The sequence below is a fragment of the Pseudomonas quasicaspiana genome, assembly GCF_021147825.1.
GTDB lineage: Bacteria > Pseudomonadota > Gammaproteobacteria > Pseudomonadales > Pseudomonadaceae > Aquipseudomonas > Aquipseudomonas quasicaspiana.
Genome location: NZ_JAGTPI010000004.1, coordinates 127901 through 153154, shown reverse-complemented (window position 1 = coordinate 153154; position 25254 = coordinate 127901). Strand labels below are relative to the sequence as shown.

At 62.2% G+C, this 25254-nt stretch carries 2 protein-coding genes; both read right to left on the bottom strand.

Annotated elements, in window-relative coordinates; translation table 11 throughout:
- Nucleotides 1-26: 26 nt before the first annotated feature.
- Entirely contained in the window at nucleotides 27-12404 is a 12378-nt protein-coding gene (locus tag KDX30_RS04885) for a non-ribosomal peptide synthase/polyketide synthase (RefSeq protein WP_231675157.1), read from the bottom strand.
- Nucleotides 12404-25240: a non-ribosomal peptide synthase/polyketide synthase gene (locus KDX30_RS04880; protein ID WP_231675156.1), complete on the bottom strand. Its 12837-nt coding sequence runs from the start codon at nucleotides 25238-25240 to the stop codon at nucleotides 12404-12406. Before KDX30_RS04880 ends, KDX30_RS04885 begins: the two co-directional genes overlap by 1 nt.
- Nucleotides 25241-25254 lie beyond the last annotated feature (14 nt).

Below are 25254 nucleotides of genomic sequence, written 5' to 3'. Positions count from 1 at the left end.
ACTCACCTCATTAACTAGTGTCCGGCTCATACAGGCATCTGCTCGCGTTCAGCGACCTGTGCGCAACAGTGCTGGATCAGGCCTTGCAGTTCCTGGCGGTACATCGCCATCAGTTGTTCGACGGTCGTGGTGCGGAATACCCGACTACTGAACAGACAACGTAATGCCAGCTCACCGTCGTAAACCTGACCGATGATCTCCAGCCAGTTGTTCAGCGGTGCACTGGCGGCATACGCATCGCCGGGGCGCTCTTGCAGCGGCGCAAACAGCGCCTTGTCATCAAAGCTCTGGTCGAATTGCCCCAGGTAGTTGAAGGTCACACGCGGTTGCACCCTGCCGGCCAGCAAGCGGCGCGTCTGGGCATCACCCAGGTAACGCAGCACGCCATGCCCGATACCTTTATCAGGCACCGCACGCAGTTGCTCGCGAGTGGCAACAACCGACTCGGCATAACCGCCCTGCCCCGGCGTCAGGCGCAACGGGAACAGACTGGTGAACCAGCCAAGCGTGCGACTGTGATCCAGTCCTTCGAAAATGTCCTCGCGGCCATGGCCCTCAAGACCGAGCAACACCGACTCGCTGTCACTGAAACGACACAGCACGCGGCCCAACGCCGTGAGCAGCAAATCGTTGATCTGGGTGCGGTACGCCTCGGGTGCAACTTTCAGCAATTGCCCCGTCAAGTCGCGGTCAAGGCGTAACTGCACCTGTTGCATATGCGCTACACGCTGGCTGCCACGCGGGTTGTCCTGCGGCGGCTCGCCCAGGCCTGCAGGCTCGGTTTGCTGCAACCAGTACGGCAGCTCGGCCAGCAGACGCGGATGCGCGGCATACTCGCGCAAACTTTGCGCCCAGGCCCGATAGCTGCTGGTACGCGCACTGAAGCGCGGCTCCTGGCCGTTGCACAGCTGTGTGTAAGCCTGTTGCAGGTCTTCAAGCAGGATCCGCCACGAGACACCGTCGATACCCAAGTGGTGAGCCACCAGCAACAGCCGTTGACTGCCGTCGGCCAACTCACTGTAAACCGCCCTCAGCAAACGTCCGTTGGTAATGTCCAGACTGCGCTGGGCCTGGTTGGCAATCGCAAGCGCGGCCTCGCTGTCCAGTGCATCACGCAGCCACAACACCGGGTCGGCGCGCAGTCCGTCCTGCAGTTCGCTCAGCTCGCAGTAGCGCTGGCGCCACTGGCCATCGTTGCCGCGAACAAACGCCAGGCGCAGGCTGGCGTGCTCGCTGAGCATCGCTTGCAACGCCGCAGCCAGATGCACCACGTCCAGCGGTTCGCGGCACTGCAAGAGGATCGCCTGGTTGAAGTGCTCAGGTGCTTGCAGGTCCTGCTCGAACAACCATTGCTGAATCGGGATCAGCCCGAACGCTTCATCACCGACACTTTCGGCCACCGCCTGTGGCTCGGCAGCATCCGCTTCGGTGCTCCCTTGGGCGCGCTCCAACAGACCGGCAATGGTCTGGTATTGCAGAAGATCACGCAGACGGATATCAAGCCCAAGGTCTTCGGCCTGACGCACCCGGGAAATCACTTGCAGACTGAGAATCGAGTCGCCACCCAGATCGAAGAAGTTATCGTGAATGCCGACTAGCTCAACCTGCAGCACTTCTTGCCAGATCGCGGCCAGAACCTGCTCGGTGGCATTACGTGGTGCAACATACGAGCTGCCGCTGTTCCATTGCGGCTCCGGAAGCGCTTTGCGATCGAGCTTGCCGGCAGGCGACAACGGCATGCGTTCCAGCAGCATGACCTGCACCGGCACCATGTAGTCCGGCAGCCGTGCGCGCAGGTAACTGCGCAAGTCGTCGCCACTCAGCGCAACGCCTGGGTGGTTGACCACATAGCCGATCAGTTGCTTGCCGCTATGGCCGTCGCGGGCGACGACCAGCGCTTCACGAACCTGCGGGTGCTCCTGCAGACGCGCTTCGATTTCCCCGAGTTCGATACGGAACCCGCGAATTTTTACCTGATGATCGATACGCCCGACATAGTCGATCACGCCATCGACGCGGCCACGCACCAGATCGCCTGTGCGGTACAAGCGGCCGCCGTCTGTGCTGAACGGGTCAGCCACGAAACGCTCGGCAGTCAAGTCAGGACGCTGATGGTAACCGCGAGCGAGACCTTCGCCACCGATGTACAGCTCACCCGCCACACCTAATGGCACCGGGCGCAGGTCCGGATCGAGGATATGCAGTTGACGCGCACCTACGCTTTTACCAATCGGCGCATACGCCGCATCGCAAGCCGTGTTTGCGTCGGCTTTCCAGAGCAGCGGGGTCACCACCGTTTCGGTTGGCCCGTAACCGTTGGTGATGCACTGTGGACGCAGCGCCTTCTTGGCCAGTTCAAAGCTGGCGTTTGGCACAGCATCACCACCGAAGCAGTAGATCCGCACCGGCGGCGGATTACCGTCACGCAGGGCGTGCTCGGCCAGTTGTTGCAGATAGGCCGGAGGGAAGGCAGCCACATCAATGCGCTGTTCGTGCAACACCGTGTAGACCTGCTCCGGTGTCCACAACTCTTCACCACGCAGCACCAGACTGCCCCCGTGTACCAGCGTGGTCAGCCAGCGCTCGTGAGCACCGTCGAACGCAAACGACATGAAGTGCAGCTCGCGCGTCGAGCTGTCCATTTCGTATAGCTCGCCAATCGCGGCACAATGCATCGCTAACGGTCCGTGGGCCACGCTGACGCCCTTCGGCTGCCCCGTGGAGCCTGAGGTGTAAATGATGTAAGCGAGGTTTTCAGGCTCCAGTTTTACCGACGGCACATCGCTGCGTTCGGTGCTCAGATCCAGCGCGTCGAGCTCCAGACACAGCACGCCGTCGGGCAGCGGCAAGCGCTCACGCAGTCGGCTGTCGGTAATCAGCAACGCAATTCCGGCATCGGCCATCTGGAACGCCAGACGCTCACGCGGGTAATCCGCGTCGAGCGGCACGTAAGCCCCGCCCGATTTGAGCACCGCCAGCAGTGCCAACGGAATCGCAACCCCGCGAGGCAACACCACACCAACCCGCACTTCAGGCCCGATACCCAGGCTGATCAAATGATGCGCCAATCGATTGGAGCCAAACTCCAGCGCAGCGTAATCAAGCTGTTCGGTGCCGCACAGCAAGGCAGTTGACGACGGACGCAGGCGCGCCTGATCTGCAATCGCCAGATGCACAGGCGGCGCTGGCAAGCGAGCCTGATGCGGGCCACGGCAATTGCTCAAGGCACTGCGGTCAGCCTCGGACAGGCATTGCAGATCGCCAATAAAGCGCGCCTGACCAGCGACCATGGCGTCGAGTATCTGCTCCATGTTGCCGCGAATACGCTCGACCGCCACCGCGTCGAAATGGCTGCGCAGGTACTGGTACTCAATCTCCAGGCCTTCACCCACACGTATAGCCAGGTCCATCGGCACGTTGGTCACGTCTTTCAGGCTCAGCTCGCCAAAGCGCGGGCCGTTACCGGCACCACGGCGCAGAGCCTCGTCTACCGGGTAGTTCTCGAACACGATGATGCTGTCAAACAAGGCCTGACCGCTGTGCCCGGCCCAACGCTGAATGTCATACAGCGGCGTGTGTTCAAACTCGCGTACTTCGGCGTTGTAAGCCTGCAGCTGACGCAGCCATTCGCCCAAATCATCCTGAGCCTGGGGTGACTGGGCAATCGGCAAGGTATTGATGAACAGCCCGAGCAGGCTGTCGATACCCGGCAGTTGTGCCGGACGCCCTGCCACCGTGGCACCGAACACTACCTGTTGCTGCCCGGTGTAACGCTGCAACAGCAACAGCCAGGCACTTTGCAGCAAGGTATTGAGGGTGATGCGCTGGCTGCGCGCATAGGTTTTCAAGCGTTCGGTAGCGGTCGCACCGTAGTGGCTGTAACTCAGGCCGTGACCGTCACCTTCTGCCGGGCGCGAGAGGCTGTCGGCGAGTAGTGTCGGCTGCTGCACCTGGGCCAGACGAGCACGCCAGAACGCTTCGGCGGCCATACCATCCTGGTGTTGCAGCCAGCCGATGTAGTCCGCATAGCGCGCACTGACGGCTGGCAATTCAGCGCCTGCATACAGTTGCAGCACCTCTTTGATCAGTTGCGCGCCGCTCCAGCCGTCCATCAGCAAGTGATGAGTGGTCCAGATCAGATGCTGGCGACCCTCACCCAGATCGATCAGCGTCAGGCGTTGCAGTGGCGGCCGGGCCAGGTCGAAACCTTCCAGACGATCCGCTTCTGCGAAGGCGACGATATCCTGCACATCGTCACGCAGGCGCAACTGCGCCGGGGCAGTGGCATACACCACCTGCAACGGTTCACGCAGGCCGCTCTGCCAGATGAAACCACTGCGCAGCGTGTCGTGGCGAGCTACGGCGCGGCGCCAGGCCTGGGCGAAGCGCATGCTGTCGAGGCCTTCTACCGGCACGCTGATCTGATTGACGTACAGACCGGATCCCGGATTGTCCAGCGCATGGAACAACATGCCCTGCTGCATCGGTGACAGCGGGTAAAGGTTCTCGACCTGAGTCAGGTCCAGTCCCAGCTTCTCGATCTGCCCGGCGTCCAGACGCGCCAGCGGGAAGTGCCCAGTGTGTGCAGGCGTCGAGTCGCTGACACTATTCGCTGCAGGCGCGCCCACAGCAGTGATCACCTGTGCCAGCTGGGCGACGGTGGGGTGCTCAAACAGTTGTCGCGGGCTGAATTGCAGCCCGGCCTGGCGTGCGCGCCCAGCCAACTGGATAGACACGATGGAGTCGCCACCCAGCTCGAAGAAGTTGTCGTCGATGCCAACCTGTTGTAGACCCAGTACCTGTTGCCACAGCTCAGCCAAACGCAGTTCCAGCTCGCTGCGCGGCGCCTGATAACGCTGTTGCAAACTGCTGAAATCCGGATCTGGCAAGGCCTTGCGGTCGAGCTTGCCATTCGGCGTCAGTGGCATGCGTGTCAACACCATCACCTGTGCAGGCACCATGTAGTCCGGCAATTGGGCCTGCAACGCAGCGCGCAGCTCTTCGGGCCCGATAGCGGCCTCGCCGTCAGCGACGACGTAGCCCAGCAGTTGCTTGCCCAGTGGGGTTTCGCGGGCAATCACTACCGCTTCACGCACCCCGTCGCACGCCAGCAGGCACGACTCGATTTCGCCCAGTTCGATACGGAAACCACGCACCTTGACCTGATGGTCGATACGCCCGAAATACTCCAGCACACCGTCCTGACTCCAGCGCGCCAGATCACCGGTGCGGTACATGCAACCGCCCTGCGCGTTGAACGGATCTGCTACAAAGCGCTCGGCAGTCAGCCCCGGCCGTGCGTGATAACCACGTGCCAGGCCGTCACCGGCGATATAAAGCTCCCCGGCGACACCTGCTGGCAGCGGGTGCAGTGCCGCATCCAGAACGTACAGTTGGGTGTTGGCAATCGGCTTGCCGAGCAACGCCCGACCGCCACGAGGGATACGCCAGGCCGCTGACCAGATGGTGGTTTCGGTCGGACCATAGAGGTTCCACAGCTCATCCGCCTGGGCACTGAGCACCGCCGCCAACTCGACTGACAGCGCCTCACCACCGCAGAAGAAACGACAGCCCTGCAGGCGCGAGAAATCCTCATGGGCGCTGAGCAGCGTCCAGGTTGACGGCGTCGCCTGAATCACTGTCACACCTTTTTCCAGCACGGTGGCCAGCAGCCGCGTCGGGTCACGGGCGCAATCACGGTCCACCAGTTGCACGCTGCCACCCACCAGCAACGGCAGGTACAGTTCCAGGGCGAAAATATCGAAGGACAGCGAAGTCAGCGCCAGCACCCGGTCGCGGCCTGTCAGGCCCGGTTCCCGAGCCATGCTTGACATGAAGTTGACCACCCCGCCATGACGCACGGCCACGCCTTTGGGCTTGCCCGTGGAACCGGAGGTGTAGATCACATACGCCAGGTCGTCGATGTTCACTGGCCGTTGCAATTCGTCCGGGCGCAGGTCGTGCTCGGCCAGACTGTCCAGTTGCGACCAGTCGCGGTCCAGGCAGAATACCTGCGCCTGGCTGTCCGGCAGTTCGCTCAATAAATGCTCCTGGGTCAACAGCAAGCGCACCTCGCTGTCGGCCAGCATGTGCGCCAGACGCTCGGCAGGAAACTCAGGGTCCAGCGGCACATACGCAGCGCCAGCCTTGAGCACCGCCAGCAACGCCACCGGCAACTGCACAGTACGTTCCAGTGCAACGCCGACCGCACAATCCGGGCCTGCACCCTGAGCACGCAACCAGCGGGCCAGACGATTGGCCCGCGCATTCAACTGAGCGTGGCTGAGCCGGGCACCGCCGTCATCCAGCGCCAGCGCCTGGGGACTGAGCGCAGCCTGTTGCTCGATCAACTGATGCAGGCAGGCCTGACGCGGATAGTCCATGGCGCTGGCGTTGAAATCACGCAGCACGCGCTGACGTGCGCTGCTGTCCAGCAAGCCGATTTCCCCCAGCGGCTGGCGACCGTCGGCACAGAACTGCCAAAGCAGGTGCAACAGTTGGTCGCCGATGCTCTGCACGGTGTCCGCGTGGAAATGGCTGCAACGGTAGTCAAAGTTCAAGCGCAGTCGCTCGCCCTGAGCAACCATCAGCGTCAACGGGTAGTTAGTGTTTTCCTGCGCCTGCATGCCGGAAAAACTCAAACCGCCCGGAGCCTGACGCAAGGCCTCGGCAACCGGGTAGTTTTCGAACACCAGCAGGCTGTCGAACAGCGCCTCGCCGCCCTGTGCAAAGGCTCGCTGGATGTTGCTCAGCGGGGTGTGTTCGTGTTCACGCAGTTGCAGGTTCTGTACCTGCAAAGCTTGCAGGTAATCTGCCAATGGCTGTTCGGCACGCGGGCTGACCACCACTGGCAGGCTGTTGATGAACAGGCCCAATTGTTGCTCGATCCCGGCCAGCTCAGCCGGACGCCCGGCCACGGTCGCGCCAAAGACCACAGTGGACTGGCCACTGTAGCGCTGTAGCAGCAACGCCCAGGCCGCCTGCAACACGGTGTTGACGGTGACTTTGTGCTGACGGGCAAACGCACTCAGGCGTGCGCCCTGCTCAACGGTCAACAAGCGTTGTACCTGGCCAAAACCGTCCTGCGCAGTGCTCTGCGGCACACATTCTGCCAAGCGGGTCGGCGCGTCCAGCACCGCCAGTTGCGTCTGCCAGAAAGCCTCGCTGGCGGACGCATCACGGCCCTGCAGCCACTGAATGTAATCGCGGTAATGACCACTGGCTACGACGGCTTGCCCGGCGTAGCGCTGCAACACTTCGGCAAACAGCTGCGCGTTGCTCCAGCCGTCCATGAGGATGTGGTGATGGGTATAGATCAACTGGTAACGCTGCTCGTCACACCGCACCAGCACCAGCCGTAGCAATGGCGGCTGATCAAGGGCAAAACCTGCGGCGCGTTGCGCCTGGGCCAGCGCCTCAAGGGCGATGGCCTGATCGTCGCGATGGCGCCAGTCGAGCACTTCCAGCGGCAGTTTGAGTTGCCGATGAATCAATTGCAGCGGTTGCGCCAGACCTTCCCAAAGGAAGCTCGCGCGCAAATTGTCGTGGCTGTCCAGCGCAGCCTGCCACGCCGTACGGAAGCGCTCGGCATCAACACCGTCGATGTCGACGCGTAACTGGTTGACATAAACCCCACCCTCGTTTTCATACAAGGCATGGAACAGCATGCCCTGTTGCATTGGTGCCAGTGGGTAAAGGTCTTCGATTTGCCGAGCGGCCAGCGGCAAGGCATCAAGCTGCGTTTGCTCCACGCCTGCCAACGGGAAGTCAGACGGTGTGACACCGCCCGCGCCTTCCTCCAGGCACAGTGCAATCAAACCCTGCAATTGCTCGAGATAAGACTGAGCCAGCGCCTCGATAGCTGTGTCATCGAACATCGCTGCGCTGTACGTCCAGCGCAGGCTCAACTTGCCGCCAAAGACCTGGCCATCGACGCTCAGCCAGTTGCTCAGCGCACCCTCGGCATCACGGTTGGCGCCCGATTTTTCGCTGGCAGGCTGGAACAAAGCATCGCTGCCAAAACTGTGGTCAAACTGCCCCAGATAGTTAAACGTGACTCGTGCCTGGGGCAGTGCGGCCAGGCTTTGCCCTTCGCCACCCAAGTAACGCAGCAGACCATAGCCCACGCCACGCTGCGGTACGCCACGCAGTTGTTCCTTGACCGACTTCAGCGTTGCTATCGGCTCACCTCCGTCGTGCAGGCGCAGGGCAAACAGGCTGGTGAACCAGCCGACCGTACGGCTTAGATCGAGGTCGTCGAACAGTGCTTCGCGGCCATGTCCTTCGAGCTGCACCAGCGCCGAGGTTTCGCCCGTCCAGGCGCACAGACTGCGGGTCAGGGCGGTGAGCAGCAGGTCGTTGACCTGCGTGCGGAACACCGCAGGGGCCTGCTGCAACAAGGCGGCGGTGGTCGCGGCATCCAGTTCAACACGGTGCGTGCGCGCATGGCGTCCGCTCAGGCTGGCCTGTGGGTCACGCGCTGGTAAATCACCGCTCGGACCTTGCAGGCTGGTCTGCCAGTATTTCAGTTCGGCGCTCATTTCGGCGCTGTGGGCATGGGCCGCCAGCCGCTCGGCCCATTGCTGGAACGAGCTGCTGCGCGGTGGCAGTTGCACGCTGACTCCGCTCGCCAGTTGCCGGTAAGCCGTCTGCAGGTCTTCCAGCAGTACTCGCCAGGAAACGCCATCTACCACCAAGTGATGAATCACCAACAGCAAGCGCTGGCTGCCATCAGCCAATTCCACCAGCAGCGCACGCAACAGTGGGCCCTGGCTCAAATCCAGGCTGCGCTGGGCCGCCTCGCAGTGCATCAGCAATTCGTCGGCATCTGCGGCCTGACGAATCCACAGCAGCTCGGGATCGTGTTCGTAGACGGCATATTCGGCACTGCTCGGCTCAGTGCCGAAACGCAGGCGCAAACCATCATGCAGTTGGCAGACGTGCCCGAGGGCGCGCTCCAGCACGGTGCTGTCCAGTGTTTGCTGGCAACCAAGCAATACCGACTGGTTCCAGTGTGCGCGATGTGGCAGTTGCTGTTCGAAGAACCAGTGCTGGATCGGCAGTAACGGCGTGCGGCCGCTGGCAGGTGCGTTGACCACGGCCACACTGTCACCCTGACGCGCAACGGCGGCCAGGGCTTTGAGGGTCTGGTGCAGGAACAGGTCTTTCGGGCTCAGTTGCAGACCAGCCTGACGGGCACGGCTGACCACCTGAATCGAGACAATGGAATCGCCGCCCAACTCGAAGAAATTGTCGTCGATACCGACCCGCTCAATGCCCAGGACCGACTGCCAGATCCCTGCCAGCAGGGTCTCGCGCTTATCACGCGGCGCCTTGTATTGCTTCTGTTGCTGGCTGAAGTCAGGCTCCGGCAAGGCCTTACGGTCCAGCTTGCCGTTAGGCGACAGCGGCATGGCGGGCAGCACTAGAATCTGCGCAGGCACCATGTATTCCGGAAGGTGCTCCAGCAGTTCACGGCGCAGGCTCTCGCTGTCGCTGCCTTCAGTGCCATGAACCACCACATAACCCACCAGTTGCTTGCCTTGTGGGGTGTCGCGGGCAATCACCACGGCCTCTTCGACCGATTCCAGCCCTTGCAGGCGGGCTTCGATTTCACCCAGTTCGATACGCAATCCGCGGATCTTCACTTGATGGTCGATGCGCCCGACGTATTCGATAGCGCCGTCTGCGCGCCAGCGAGCCAGGTCGCCGGTACGGTACAGGCGCTCGCCCGACGTGAAGGGGTCGGCCACGAAACGCTCTGCGGTCAGCCCCGGACGCAGGTGATAACCCCGCGCCAGGCCCACGCCGCCGATGTACAACTCGCCCGCTACACCTTGCGGCACGGGTTCCAGGAATGCGTCGAGGATGTACAGCCGCAAGTTGTCGATAGGTCGGCCAATCGGTACCTGATGCCGATCATTTTCTTCATCGCAGGCCCAGTAACTCACGTCGATGGCCGCTTCGGTCGGGCCATACAGATTGTGCAACTGTGCACTGTGGCGCTGGCGGAACTGCTGTTGCAGCTCGTAAGGCAGCGCTTCGCCGCTGCACATCACCTGTTTCAGTGACGGGCAGTTTTCCAGCTCGCCAGAAATGACAAAGGCTTGCAGCATCGACGGCACAAAGTGCAGCACGCTGACCTGACCTTCGTTGATCACACGACGCAATTCCAGCGGGTCGCGATGCGCACCCGGTTCTGCCACCACCAGCGCAGCGCCGGTCAGTAACGGCCAGAAGAACTCCCAGACCGACACGTCGAAACTGAACGGGGTCTTTTGCAGGATACGGTCGGTGTGATCCAGCTGATATGCCTTCTGCATCCAGTGCAGACGGTTGATCAGCGCCGCATGGCTGTTGCCTGCACCCTTGGGTTTGCCGGTGGAGCCGGAGGTGTAAATCAGATACGCCAGGTTTTGCGGGCTGCCCAGGGTTGGCAGGTCGCCGGTATCCAGCGCCTGCAACTCAGGCCACTGGCTGTCCAGGCAGAAGGTCTGCGCGGCACTGGCGGGCAGTTGCTCAAGCAAGTGCTGCTGGGTCAGCAACAGTTGCACACCGCTGTCGCCGAGCATGTGTTCCAGACGCTCACGCGGGTAGTCCGGGTCCGTCGGCACGTAAGCACCACCGGCCTTGACGATGGCCAACAAGGCCAGCACCAGTTCCAGCGAACGCTCGGCGCACACACCGACCAGCACGTCCGGGCCTACACCCTGCTCGCGCAGCCAACGAGCCAGTTGGTTGGCGCGTGCGTTGAGTTCGCGGTAGCTCAGTTGCTGATTGCCGAACTGCACGGCCAAAGCATCCGGCGTTGCAGCGACTTGCTGTTCGATCAGGCTTTGCAGTTGCACCTGATCAGGGAAGTCAGCAGCGGTGTCGTTCCAGCCGTGGAGCAACTGTTCGCGATCATTGCCCGAGAGCATCGGCAAGCGGCCCACGACCTGGCGTGGATCTGTGAGCAGCGCCTGCAGCAGGTGCAGGAAATGCTCGCGCATCTGCGCAATGCTCGCGGTATCGAACAAATCGGTGGCGTAGCCAAACTGACCGCGCACCAAGCCATCACGGCTCTCTTCGGTGCTCAGCATCAGGTCGAACTTGGCGATGCCGACGTCCAGTTCGAGGCTTTCCAGGGTCAACCCGCGACCATCGGCTGAAGGCAGTTCGCGCAAGCCGTCGCGCTGACTCGGCAAATGGTTGTAGGCCACCTGAAACAACGGGTTGTAGCTGAGGCTGCGCTCTGGCTGCAAAGCCTCCACCAGACGTTCGAACGGCAAGTCCTGATGGGCCTGAGCACCGAGTACCGCCTGCCGGGTGCGGTCCAGAAACGCGACGAAGGTTTCGTGCTCGTTCATCTCCGTGCCCAACACCTGAGTGTTGACGAAGAAGCCGATCAGCCGTTCGCTCTCCCCCCGACCACGGTTGGCCACGGGCACACCGACCCGCAGTTCACGCTGGCCGCTGTAACGAAACAGCAGCACTTGATACGCCGCCAGCAACAGCATGAACAGCGTTGCGCCCTGGCTGCGAGCCAGTTCGCGCAGGCCGTTGCTCAAGGCTGCCGGCAGCTGGAAGTCCAGCGCCGCGCCACGGTAGCTCTGCACCGCCGGGCGTGGGCGGTCACTGGGCAGGGTCAGCACCAGCGCTTCGCCGCCCAGTTGACGGGTCCAGTAATCCAACTGGCGGTCACCTTCACCGGCCGCCATCCACAAGCGCTGCCAGCGCGCATAGTCGGCGTACTGAACCGGCAAGGCTTCCAATTGTGCTGCCGCACCGCTGACGTGCGCGGTGTACAGAGTGGCGAACTCGTCAGTCAGCACGCCCATTGACCAACCGTCAGAAACGATATGGTGCAGTGTCAGCAGCAGGATGTGCTCGCGAGTATCGAGCCGAATAAGCGCCAGACGCAGCAGCGGCCCAGTGCTCAGATCAAAGGGTTGGCGGGCCGCTTGTTCCAGTTGTTCACGGGCACGCGGCTCGCGCTGTTCAACGGGCAGCGCACTCAGATCAAAGCGTTGCAGCTCGGGATCAAGGCTCGGCAGTATTACCTGAACCGCTTGCGAGCCGTGCTCTCCCTCTATTTCGCGAAACAGCGTGCGCAGGCTTTCGTGCCGGGCGATCAGCGCCGCAAAGCTGCGTTGCAACGCATCTTCGTCCAGCTCACCGCGCAGCCGGACTGCCGCCGGGATGTTGTAGGCCGCGCTGTGCGGTTCCATCTGCCACAGAAACCACAAGCGACTTTGCGCAGCCGACAGCGGTGCCTGTTCACACGGCTGACGCACAATCGGCAGGCGCTCCAGGCGCACACCTTTTTCGCCCAGTTGACGCAGGAAAATCAGCTGGCGGTCTTCCGGCAGAGCGGCCAGGCGTTCGGCAACCTGCTGCAACTTCTGTTGTTCGGTGTTACTCATCAAAAATTCTCCAACTCGCCCAGCAACTCGTCCATCAGGTCCAGATCAACCTGTTTATTTTGCGCAGCGTCAGGCTGAGCCTGCAGGTGAGCGGCCAACGCCTGGATGGAACTCAATTCGAACAAACGGTGCAGCGGCAACTCCACATTCAGACGCTTGCGCAGGGTCATGCCGACCTGAGTGAGGAGCAGCGAGTGCCCGCCCAGTTCGAAGAAGTCGTCAGTGATGCCGACCTTTTCGATCCCCAGCACGCTCTGCCAGATATCAACCAGTTGCTGCTCAAGCTCAGTGCCCGGCGCGACATAACCACGCGGGCCGGAAGCGAATTCCGGTGCCGGCAAGGCCTTGCGGTCCAGCTTGCCGTTAGGCGACAGCGGCATGGCGGGCAGCACTAGAATCTGCGCAGGCACCATGTATTCCGGAAGGTGCTCCAGCAGTTCACGGCGCAGGCTCTCGCTGTCGCTGCCTTCAGTGCCATGAACCACCACATAACCCACCAGTTGCTTGCCTTGTGGGGTGTCGCGGGCAATCACCACGGCCTCTTCGACCGATTCCAGCCCTTGCAGGCGGGCTTCGATTTCACCCAGTTCGATACGCAATCCGCGGATCTTCACTTGATGGTCGATGCGCCCGACGTATTCGATAGCGCCGTCTGCGCGCCAGCGAGCCAGGTCGCCGGTACGGTACAGGCGCTCGCCCGACGTGAAGGGGTCGGCCACGAAACGCTCTGCGGTCAGCCCCGGACGCAGGTGATAACCCCGCGCCAGGCCCACGCCGCCGATGTACAACTCGCCCGCTACACCTTGCGGCACGGGTTCCAGGAATGCGTCGAGGATGTACAGCCGCAAGTTGTCGATAGGTCGGCCAATCGGTACCTGATGCCGATCATTTTCTTCATCGCAGGCCCAGTAACTCACGTCGATGGCCGCTTCGGTCGGGCCATACAGATTGTGCAACTGTGCACTGTGGCGCTGGCGGAACTGCTGTTGCAGCTCGTAAGGCAGCGCTTCGCCGCTGCACATCACCTGTTTCAGTGACGGGCAGTTTTCCAGCTCGCCAGAAATGACAAAGGCTTGCAGCATCGACGGCACAAAGTGCAGCACGCTGACCTGACCTTCGTTGATCACACGACGCAATTCCAGCGGGTCGCGATGCGCACCCGGTTCTGCCACCACCAGCGCAGCGCCGGTCAGTAACGGCCAGAAGAACTCCCAGACCGACACGTCGAAACTGAACGGGGTCTTTTGCAGGATACGGTCGGTGTGATCCAGCTGATATGCCTTCTGCATCCAGTGCAGACGGTTGATCAGCGCCGCATGGCTGTTGCCTGCACCCTTGGGTTTGCCGGTGGAGCCGGAGGTGTAAATCAGATACGCCAGGTTTTGCGGGCTGCCCAGGGTTGGCAGGTCGCCGGTATCCAGCGCCTGCAACTCAGGCCACTGGCTGTCCAGGCAGAAGGTCTGCGCGGCACTGGCGGGCAGTTGCTCAAGCAAGTGCTGCTGGGTCAGCAACAGTTGCACACCGCTGTCGCCGAGCATGTGTTCCAGACGCTCACGCGGGTAGTCCGGGTCCGTCGGCACGTAAGCACCACCGGCCTTGACGATGGCCAGCAAGGCCAGCACCAGTTCCAGCGAACGCTCGACGCACACACCGACCAGCACGTCCGGGCCTACACCCTGCTCGCGCAGCCAACGAGCCAGTTGGTTGGCGCGTGCGTTGAGTTCGCGGTAGCTCAGTTGCTGATTGCCGAACTGCACGGCCAAAGCATCCGGCGTTGCAGCGACTTGCTGTTCGATCAGGCTTTGCAGTTGCACCTGATCAGGGAAGTCAGCAGCGGTGTCGTTCCAGCCGTGGAGCAACTGTTCGCGCTCAGTCGCGGCCAGCATCGGCAAGTGCGCCACTGCTTGCTCGGCGCTGCCACAAAAGCTCAGCAGCAGGCACTCGAAATGCTCACGCAGACGCTCGACCTGGCTGGCGCAGAAGCGCTCGGACCGGTAGCCGTAACGCACATCCAGGCACTCACCGGCACTGGCGACCAGGGTCAGCGCGTAGTTGGTGGAGTCCACCGGCTGATGACCGAGGATACGCAGGCCGTCTTCACCTGCCGTCGAATGCGTGAGTGCGGCATCCATTGGGAAGTTCTCGAACACCAGAATGCTGTCGAACAACGCCTGACCACCACGCCCGGCCCAGCGCTGAATGTCGTACAGCGGGCTGTGTTCGAACTCGCGCACCTCCAGGTTGTAGGCCTGCAATTCACGCAGCCAGTCACCCAGTGACTGAGCGGCCTGCGGTTGCTGGACGATGGGCAGGGTATTGATGAACAGCCCGAGCATGTCCTCGGCACCCGGTAGATTTCCCGGACGCCCGGCCACAGTGGCCCCGAAGGCTACCCGCGACCGACCGCTGTAGCGTTGCAGCAGCAACAGCCACGCCCCTTGCAACAGGGTATTGAGGGTCACGCGCTGTTGCTGGGCAAACTGCTGCAAACGCTGACTGGCGACGGCATCGAACTGGCTGCGCACCTCGCGCGTCGGTTCCACGACATAGCTGCCCGCGCAGGCAGTCGCCAACAGCGTCGGCTCGTCAAAACCCGCCAGACGCTGACGCCAGAAGCGCTCACCGAGGCTGGCATCCTGCACCTGCAACCACGCGATGTAATCACGGTAACGGCCCGCTACCGGCGGCAGGCTGCTGCCCTGATAAGCGGCCAGCACTTCACCGATCAAGCGGGCGCTGCTCCAGCCGTCCAGCAACAGGTGATGACAGGTCCACAGCAAGTGGAAGCGCCGCTCACCGAGACGTACCAGTGCCAGACGCTGCAAGGGCGGACGCGTCAGGTCAAAGCCGCGTTGCCGCTGACTGTCAGCCAATGCGTCGAGCGCTGCCCGGTCGGTGCTGCGCTCGCGCCAGTCGAAATGCTCCACCGGCAGTTCGGCGTGGCGCAACACGAACTGCAACGGCACTTCAAGGCCTTCAGTCAGGAAGCCACTGCGCAGCGTGGCATGGCGACTCAGAACCTGCTGCCAGGCCGCCACGAAGCGGGCTTCGTCGAGGTTGTCCAGGTCCACGCGCAGTTGGTTGACGTAGAGCGCCGAGCCCGGCACATCAAGGGCGTGGAACAGCATGCCCTGCTGCATCGGAGCCAGCGGATACAGGTCTTCCAGGTTGCTGGCGTCGACTGGCAAGCTGTCCAGCATGGCCTGATCCAGGCCCGCCAGTGGTACGTCACTCGGGGTCAACGCCGGAGCGGCTTGCAGACAGTGCTGCAACAAACCTTGAAGCTCTGCCTGCAGCACGCTCAACAATTGATCGATCAGTGCGGCGTCGAACATCTCGCGGCTGTAATGCAACTCCAACTGCAGACAACCGCCGAGCACTTTGCCGTTGAACACCAGCCAATTGCCCAATTGCGCGTCATCGGCATGGCTGCGGCCGACCGACTCTTTGGCCGGGAGGAATGCCGAATCAGTGAACTGCTGGTCGAACTGCCCCAGGTAATTGAAGGTTACTCGTGCTGGCGGCAGCTCTTGTAACTGCGCCCCCAGTGGGCTGAGGTAGCGCAGCAAGCCGTAACCGATGCCGGCACGTGGCACGCCACGCAACTGCTCTTTGATGGCTTTCAACGATGCAGCGGCATCGCCTTGAGGGCTAAGGCGCACAGGGTAAAGACTGGTGAACCAGCCCACGCTGCGGCTCAGGTCCAGTGCCGCATGCTGATCAAAAGCATCTCGGCCATGACCTTCCAGTTCGATCAGAGCCTGTTCGGCACCGCTCCAACTGCACAGCGCACGGGCCAGTGCGGTAAGTAACAGGTCGTTGATCTGGGTGCGGTACGCCTGCTGAGCCGGGCCAAGCAGTTGCCGGGTAGCTTCGCTGTCCAGGCTGAAACTCGCCTGCGCAGCTTCACGCCAAGTGGTCCGGGCATCGCTACGCGTCTGCGGCAACGCCGGAGCGTCTTGCAACTGCGCCTGCCAGTACCCCAGTTCGGCGTGCAACTCGGCGCTGTTGGCGAAGGCATGCTGACGCTGGGTCCAGGCCTGATAGCTGTCACTTTTAACCAGTTGCGCCGGAGCCTTGCCTGCCAGTAATTGACGGTAGGCGCTTTCGAGGTCTTCCAGCAGCACCCGCCACGACACACCGTCTACCGCCAGGTGATGAATAACCAGTAACAGGCGCTCGCTGCCATCTTCCAGGCTGACATGCATTGCTCGCAGCAACGGGCCTGCGTTCAGGTCAAGGCTGCGTTGCGCCTGGTCACACAGGCGTTCCAGAGTCTGCTCATCACTGGCACGGCGACGCCACAGCAGCGTCAGGTCCAGCAAACCCGGCTCGGCATAGACCTGCCGCACAGGCTGGGTGTGACTGTCGAAGCGCAAGCGCAGGCTGTCGTGCTGACCGAGCAGCCAGTGAAGCGCACGCGTCAGGTTGTCCAGGTCCAGCGGCGATTTGGGCTGCAGCAAGATTGCCTGGTTCCAGTGATTGCGTTGATCACTGTGAACACGCTCGAAGAACCGCGCCTGCACCGGCGCCAACGGCAACTCGCCACTGACGGCCACCGCAGCTGCGGCTGCTGTTGCCACCGGTTTGGCCGGGCCGCGACTTTCCAGCCACTGCGCCAGTTGGCGAACACTCTGACGCTCGAAGAGCTGTTTGGGGCTGAGTTTGTAACCCAGCTTGCGAATGCGCGAAATGATTTGCAGGCTGAGAATCGAGTCGCCGCCCAGTTCGAAGAAGTTGTCTTCGGCACACACCGCTTCGATCTTCAGCACGGCTTGCCAGATGTCGGCCAACTGGCTTTCCAGTTCGCTCATCGCCGTTTCCTGCGTACTGCCAGCCTCCACCACCGGGCCACGCGGCAGTGCCTGGCGATCAACCTTGCCGTTGGGGGTCAAGGGAATGCCAGGCAGCAGCATCAACTGTGCGGGCAGCATGTATTCAGGGACTTGCTCCGCCAGTGCCTGACGCAGGCTTTCAGCGTTGCCAGCACTGCTGACGCACCATGCCAACAGGCGCAATGGCCCCTCGGCTTCGCGCTCGGCCAGTACCAGCGCGGCACTGACGCCGGGCAGCGCTTTCAGGGCCTGGGTAATTTCCCCCAGCTCAACCCGGTAACCGCGAATCTTGACCTGCTCATCGAGACGCCCAAGGAACTCGATCAGCCCATCGTGTCGGAGGCGCACCCGGTCACCGCTGCGGTACAGACGCTCACCGTCGATGTGCACGAAATACTCGGCGCTCAACTCGGGCTGGCTCAGGTAGCCATCAGCCAGCCCGGCACCTCCAATCAACAGCTCACCCGGCACGCCAACCGGCAACGGGTTGCGGTACTCGTCCACAACCCGCACGTGGCAGTTGGGCAATGGGCGACCGATTGCCAGCGCGCCCAACGGTAGTTCGGCGTCATGCGCCAGTTCATGGGTCAAGACACCGACCGTCGCTTCGCTCGGGCCATAGTGATTGACGATGCGGCAAGCCGGTGCCAGCTCCCGCACCTGTTGCAACAGACTGCGGTCGCACGCCTCGCCGCCCACTACCAGCAGTTGACGCGGCAGCAGCCGGGCTTCGGGCAGTGCGGCGAGCAAGCCACTGAGATGACCGGGAACAATCTTCAGTACATCCACCGCATGCTGTTGCATGAAGGCGGCAAAACATTCGGCATCCGCTACATCATCCTGGCTGGCCAGACACAGGCGGCCACCGGAGCACAGTGCCCCGAACAGCGTGGTGTTGCCCAGGTCGGCGGCCACCGATGAGACCATCGCCATGCCCTGCCCGGGCTGCAGATCCAGACGTGCGTGAATACCTTGAACGTAGTTGGCCAATGCGCCGTGGCTGACCACCACGCCCTTGGGTTGTCCGGTCGAGCCGGAGGTGAAAATCACGTAGGCTGCGTTGGTAACATCGACAGGCAGTGACAGTGCGGCGTCGGAGAAACCGTTCTCGCTGCCAGCATCGACCAACAGTGCCGCATCGCCGAAGCTGGTCAGCCGCGCAGGATCACCGAGCAACACACAGCGTGCGTCGCTCTCGACCACCAGACGTTGCAGCCGCGCCAACGGCAGCGCCGGGTCCAGGGGCACGTACGCCGCCCCCGCCTTCATGACGCTCAACAACATCAGCACCCACTGGCTGCTGCGCGCCTGACACAGCGCCACGCGGTCGCCCGGTTGCACGCCGGCAGCCTGCAAGCGGTGCGCCAGCCGATTGCTCGCGGCATCAAGCTGGGCATAACTCAACTGACCATCCCAGGCCTGCACGGCAATCGCCTCTGGCCGTGTCACGACCTGAGCGGCGAACCCGGCCAACACATCGCTGAACGGCCACTGCTGCAGTTCGCCGCGCAACTCGTCAGCCTCGCCCAATGCCGCCAGCGGCAGCTCGGACAACGGACGTGTCGGTGCTTCGCAGAGACGGACGAGCAACTGGCGGAAGGTCTGCGCGATGGCCGCCACGCTTGTTGCATCAAACAAGTCGCTGGCATAGACAAAGCTGCCGCGCAGCACATTGTCCTGCCCTTCGGCCATGTCCAGCGCGAGGTCGAACCGTGCGCCGTATTGCTCTTCACTGAACAGCTCAAGCCGCAGGTCGCCGGCATTCGGCAGGACGCTCACATCGAAGCCGAAGTTGAATTTCACCTGCACCAAAGGGTTATGCGCCAGGCTGCGTTCGGGCTGCAAGGCTTCTACCAGTTGTTCGAACGGCAAGTCCTGATTGGCCTGGGCGCCGAGTGCCAGTTGACGGGTTTCTGCGAGCAGCGCAGCAAAGCTGGCTGAGTCGTCTATGTGGCACGGCATGACTTGAGTGTTGACGAAGAAGCCGATGAGGCCCTCGGTTTCCATCTGCTGCCGACTGGCCACCGGCACCGCAATACGCAGGTCACGCTGACCGCTGTAGCCCCTCAGCAAGACACCGTAAGCGGCCAGCAGCAGCATGAACAACGTCACGTCATGCGCCTTGGCCAACGCCTTGAGGCGAGTACCAAGCTCGCCGTCCAGTTCAAAGCCCAGGCTCGCGCCACGGTAGCTTTGTACGGCAGGACGCGGACGATCGGTCGCCAGTTCGAGCACGATCTGGTCAGTGCCCAGACGCTCCTTCCACCAGGCAAGCTGCCGCGCGCCCTCGGCGCTGGCCAATAGCTCGCGTTGCCACTGGGCATAGTCGGCGTATTGCACCGACAACGGAGCCAGAACCGGTTCGCGCTGCGCCGTGAATGCGCCATAAAGCTCGCTGAACTCATTGACCAGTACCCGGATCGACCAGCCATCGGAGACCATGTGGTGCATGGTCAACAGCAACACGTGGTGATCGTCACCCAAACGAATGAGGCTTAGACGCAGCAACGGTCCCTGGCGTAAATCGAAGGGTTGCATCGCTTCGGTTGCCGCCAACTGTCGTGCTTGCAGTTCCGCATCAACGACGCCAGACAGGTCGTGTTCGACCAGCGGCAAAGCTTGCGCAGGTTCGATTACCTGAAATGGATGGCCGTCGATTTCGTCGAAACGGGTGCGCAGGGTCTCGTGACGCTGTACCAGCGCATCGAAAGCGCGGCGCAGCGCTGCAAGATCCAGTGCACCGCGCAAACGCAGCGCACCGGGCACGTTGTAGGCCGCGCTTTGCGGTTCCATTTGCCAGAAGAACCACAGGCGGCTCTGGGCGGCTGACAGCGGCATGGTGCCATTGCGCGGCAGGGCTCGCAGCACTGAGTGGGTGCTGACCGAGACATCCTGGGCAGCCAGTCGCGCAGCGAACTCGTTCAACCGTGAGCATTCGAACAGGGTACGCAGCGGGCACTCCAGGCCCAGGTCACGCTTGATCCGCGACACCACCTGAGTCGCCAGAAGCGAGTGCCCACCCAGATCGAAGAAATCATCCTGACGACCGACACGCGCCACGCCGAGCACCTCACTCCAGATCGCAGCGACCTGGCATTCGATGCCGTCCAGTGGCGCAACGAATTCGGCACCCTGCCCTTGCGGTTCCGGCAGCGCGTTGCGGTCCAGCTTGCCGTTGATGTTCAGCGGCAGGCTGTCGAGCAACAGAATGTGTGCAGGCACCATGTAGTCCGGCACCTGATCGCGCAGGGCTGTTTTCAAGCTGTCGGTGCTCAATGGCTGACCGCTCACGGCAACTACGTAGCCCACCAGTTGCAGGCCCTGCACCGACTCACGGGCGCATACCGCCGCCGCATGAACGCCCGGCAGCGCTTGCAGGCGCGCTTCGATTTCCCCCGGCTCGATCCGGAAGCCACGAATTTTCACCTGTTGGTCGACACGCCCCAAATAGTCCATAGCGTTGTCTTCACGCAGGCGAACCCGGTCACCGGTCCGGTACAAACGGCCGCCAGCAGCGCTGAACGGATCAGCAATAAAACGCTCGGCGGTCATTGCCGGACGCTGGTGATAACCCCGAGCCAAGCCTTCACCGCCGATGTACAGCTCACCCGCGACGCCACGTGGCAGAGGCTGCAACTGATCATCGAGCACATACAGGCGACGCGCGCCGACCACTTCGCCAATTGGCGCATACGCCGCGCCGCACTTGGTGCTGGCATCAGCCTTCCACAAAAGAGGCGTGACCACTGTTTCGGTGGGGCCGTAGCCGTTGATCAGATGTTCAGCCTTGAGGTGTCGCCGGGCCAGTTCGAAACTGGCTTCGGGCACGGCGTCGCCGCCAAAGCAATAGATCCGCATGCTCGGCACAGGGCCTTGGCGCGCGGCCTCCTCGGCTAACTGCAACAGGTAAGCTGGCGGGAAAGCTGCCACGCTGACCGAATGTTCACGCAGTTGATTGAGGGTTTGCTCGGCGGTCCACAGCTCGTCACCACGAATCAACACACTGGCCCCGTGCGACAGCGCCGTCAGCCAGCGCTCGTGAGCACCGTCGAACGCAAAGGACATGAAAATCAGCTCACGGTCGGCAGCGCTCATCGCATAACGCTGACCAATCGCCTGGCAATGCATGGCGATTTCACCGTGGGCGACCGCTACCCCTTTTGGCTGGCCAGTCGAACCCGAGGTGTAGATCAGGTACGCGAGGTTTTGCGCCTCGACGGTGACTACCGGGCGCTGCGTCGATTCGCGGCTCAGGTCCAGTCGATCAAGCTCCAGACTCAGCACCCCGTCCGGCAGAGACAACCGGTCGCGCAAGCTGCTGTGGGTCAGTACCCAGTGAATACCGGCGTCCTGTATCAACCACGTCAGACGTTCACGCGGGTAGTCGATATCCAGCGGTACATAGGCGCCCCCGGCTTTCATGACCGCCAGCAGGGCCAGAGGGATTTCCACTCCACGCGGCAGGGCCACACCGACGCGTACTTCGGCGCCAATGCCTTGGGCGATGAGGTGATTCGCCAGTGCGTTGGAACGCGTTTCCAACTGGGTAAAACTGAGCTGATGCTGCGGATCAATCAGGGCTGGGCGGTCGCCCAGCGCCAGACACTGCTCGGCAATCCGTTCGCTCAGCGGGGTAAAAACCTGCACTGGCCAATCGGCGGTGTCACGCCATTCGCTTTCGGGCAGCCATGCCGAGGCTTGCAGCGGCTGATCAGCAGGCTGCTGCAGCAGGGTTTGCAGCAGGCGCCGGAAGTTACTCGCCAGACGCTGCATGCCTGCGGCGGCATAGCCCTCGCTGGCATAGCAGAAGTTCAAACGCAGGCCATCCTGGCTTTCACGCACACGCAACACCAGATCGAACGGCGTTTGCAGGTCGATCTGCTCCAGCGCTTCGACCTGCAAGCCGCTGAGGTTGTCCGCGGCACGGGTTTGCCACTGATAATCGAAGGCCACCTGGCACAGCGGATGACGGCCGTGACCACGCTCCGGGTGCAAGGCCTCCACCAATTGCTCGAACGGCAACGACTGATGCGCCTGTGCCTGCAGCACGTTCTCTCGCACCTGATGCAGCAGGTCTGCCAGGGTAAGACCCGCAGGCAGTTCGCAACGCAAAACCAGCAGATTAACGAAGAAACCTATCAACGCTTCGCTGTCCAGACTTTCGCGTCCCGCCTGGGTCAGGCCCACGCGCAAGTCGTGGGTTGCGCTGTAGCGCTGCAACAACAGATTGAAGGCGGCCAGCAGCAGCATTGCCGGGGTAACGCCATGGCGCAGTGCCAACTGGCCGAGTCTGGCACTCAAATCAGCGCCCAGTTCATCGTCAATGAACGCGGCACGGCGGCTTTGCTGTGGCTGGTAAGGCAAGGCAAAAGGCAGCTCCAGCGGCACATGCCGGGTGCCGAGGCGCTCTTTCCACCACTGCAACTGACGCTCGCCCTCACCGGCTTGCAGTTGCTGGCGCTGGGCCTCGGCGACGTCCAGGTATTGGCGTGACAAGGGCGCGATAGTGGCTTCACGACCTTGCAGACGGGCACTGTACAGCTCGGTGAATTCCCCGAGCAGCAGGTTCAGCGACCAGCCATCGGCCACGATGTGATGCACACACAGCAACAGCTGCTGGCGGTCAGTGTCCAGCTGCTGCAAACGCAGACGCAGCAACGGACCGTTGGCCAGATCGAAGGGCTCAGCGATAAAACGCTCGGCATCGGCACGGGCTTCGATTTCAAGCTCGGCGTCGGCCAGGGAACCGAGGTTGACCTCGCTGAGCGGGACCGCACCGGGCGCGGCAAACTGCAGCGTTACCTCGCCGTTTTCGGACTCGACAAAACGACTGCGAAGCACTTCATGCCGTTGCAACAAGGCCGTAAAAGCCTCCTGCAATACGGCCAGATTAAGCTGACCACGCAGCCGCAAGCGGCCGCCAATGTTGTACACGGCGCTGTGTGGTTCGAGCTTCCACAGGAACCACAAACGCTGCTGGGCAGCAGATGGCAGCAATGGACCCTGACGGTCGAGCAGCGCGACGGGGACGACCGAGTGCTGCGGCTGGCTGTCCAGCGCGGCGACGAAAGCGTCCAGTTGTGGCGCCTCAAACAACAGGCGCAACTCCACTGCGCGACCTTCGAGTTCACGCAGTCGAGCCATCAGTTGCGCGGCCTTGATCGAGTTACCGCCCAAGGCAAAGAAGTTAGCTTCACGTTGCGTCACAGGCGCATCCAGTACCTGCGCCCACAGCTCGGCCATGGCCTGCTCGGCAGCGCTGAGCGGCGTATTGTCCTGCTTCGAGTAGTCGAGCATCTGCCCGGCACGCTGTACGGCATAGCTGGCGACACTGCCGTCGGCCAAACCCTGGCGACAGGCTGAGCGTTGCAGTTTGCCGCTAGACGTTTTTGGCAACGCACCCGGCTCAAGCAACGCGATCAACACAGGGACTTCCTGAAAACGCTCTGCCACAGCCTCACTGATGGCCTTGATCAACGCCTCGGCAGGCACCAGCTTGCGCACGCTGCGGCCGATTTCTGCCGCGATGCCAATCCCTTCATTGCCATCATGCTCAATGGCGAACGCCGAAACACGGCCCTTGCGCACCACGTCCACTTCTTCTTCAACGCAGCGTTCGAGATCCTGCGGGTACAGATTCTGGCCACGAATAATGATCATGTCTTTCAGGCGACCGGTGATGAACAACTCTCCGCCGTGCATGAAACCCAGGTCGCCGGTGCGCAGCCAGACACGGCCGTCACGCTCGATGAAGCTCTTGGCGGTGGCTTGTGGGTTGCGCCAGTAGCCGCTGGCCACGCTCGGGCCAGAGCTCCAGACTTCGCCGACACCGCCCTCCGCTACTGGCTCAGTGCTGACCGGATCAACCAGCATCAACGGATGCTCTGGCTGGCCCCAGCCACAGCTGACCAGACGGCTGCCGGAGCCCAGGCGACCGAGGTTATCGGCCAGCGCGCGGGTATCCACCTCAATCTGGGCAATACCTTGACCACGCCGACTGCCGCTGACGAACAACGTGGCTTCCGCCAGGCCGTAACTGGCGAACCAGGCGTTTTCGTCGAATCCGGCCACGGCAAACTGGCTGGCAAAGCGTTCCAGCGTGTCGGGCCGGATCGGCTCGGAGCCGGAATACGCCAGTCGCCAGCAGCTCAGGTCGAGGCTTTTAAACGCGGATTCCTTGAGTCGCTCGCAGCACAGACGATAGGCAAAGTCAGGGCCGCCGCTGATGGTCCCCCGGTACTTGCTGATCGCTTCGAGCCAGCGCTGCGGCCGTTCGAGAAAGTAACGGGGCGACATCAATACGCAGGGAAAGCCGCTGTAGATCGGTTGCAGCAGACCGCCAATCAGGCCCATGTCATGGAACAGTGGCAGCCAGCTCACCATCACATCGTCATCGCTAATCGACAGCCCGTGGCGAATCAGCCGCTCATTGGCCAACAGGTTGCCCTGAGTGACCTGTACCCCCTTGGGAGTCGACGTGGAGCCAGAGGTGTATTGCAGAAAGGCTATGTCGTCGTCACGCAGCGTTGGTAGTTGCCATTGTTCGGCCAGCGCGCTCGGCACCTGATCGACCGCCAGCAGCAGTGGCGACTCACCGTTGCTACGCTCGCAGGCTGGGCGCAGAGCCTCGATCAGAGTCGAATCGGTCAGTACCAGGCTCGGCTCGGCATCGTCGAGAATAGCGCGCAGGCGCATCAAATGCTGCGGGCGTACCGATTCTGGCGGATAGGCCGGAACGGCAATAATGTTCGCATAGAGGCAAGCGAAAAAAGCGGTGACGTAATCTGGACCACTCGGCAGCAACAACACCGCCCGCGCTCCCGAAGCGGCATGCTGGCGCATCTGTACAGCCAGGGCTCGTGCACGCTCGTCCAGCTCCCGGTAACTGAGCGGTTGATCGCCGTCTTCGGCTATGAAACGCAGTGCGATCTTTTCAGGTGTCTGGCAGGCACGCTGCTGCAACACCTCAACCAGGTTGACGGCTTCGTAGGGGTCATTCATGGCATCACCTGTTA

Bases quoted from the DNA above. Each gene is read 5' to 3' on its own strand.
- KDX30_RS04885 (WP_231675157.1), bottom strand. From the start codon at position 12,404: ATGAGTAACACCGAACAACAGAAGTTGCAGCAGGTTGCCGAACGCCTG.
- KDX30_RS04880 (WP_231675156.1), bottom strand. From the start codon at position 25,240: ATGAATGACCCCTACGAAGCCGTCAACCTGGTTGAGGTGTTGCAGCAG.